This window comes from Pantoea sp. 18069, from assembly GCF_902706035.1.
Classification (GTDB): domain Bacteria; phylum Pseudomonadota; class Gammaproteobacteria; order Burkholderiales; family Burkholderiaceae_C; genus Comamonas.
In genome coordinates this window covers 1-411 of the sequence record NZ_CACSJA010000133.1, presented here as the reverse complement: position 1 = coordinate 411, position 411 = coordinate 1, and the positions used below count along the sequence as shown (strand labels likewise).

At 63.0% G+C, this 411-nt stretch carries 1 pseudogene; it reads left to right on the top strand.

Annotation, left to right across the window (positions count from 1 at the left end):
• Positions 1-118: pseudogene (locus GVL12_RS25890) on the top strand (IS5/IS1182 family transposase); the annotation flags it as partial.
• Between the last annotated feature and the right edge of the window lie 293 nt (positions 119-411).

Sequence of the window (411 nt, the reverse complement as noted above, 5' to 3'; positions counted from 1 at the left end):
CAGCTTTGCGTGGCTGGAAAAGAATCGGCGATTGTGGAAGAACTGCGAGCGCCGGATCAATACCAGCTTGCAGTTCCTGCATCTGGCATTCCTGGCGCTCTTGCTCAAAAGACTTTGAACACGTTCTAAGCCCTCCCAGCCCCTGCCATCGCGCAGGGGCCCATCCATGTCACAGGCGCCCAGCATGAAATTCGACGACCTCGCAGATCGCCGGCATCGCCGCGCGCCTGGGCGTGGTCTTCCGCGATACCGAGCTCCACGTCCGCGGCCTCGAGCACCTTCCAGGCCTGCCCGGTACCGCCACCGCCAAGACCTGGGCCGGCGGCACCACCTACCGCATTCCCACGGATTGCCCAGGCATCCCGTCCCTCACCATTCACAACGCCAACACCCCAGACGATGAACGTGCGT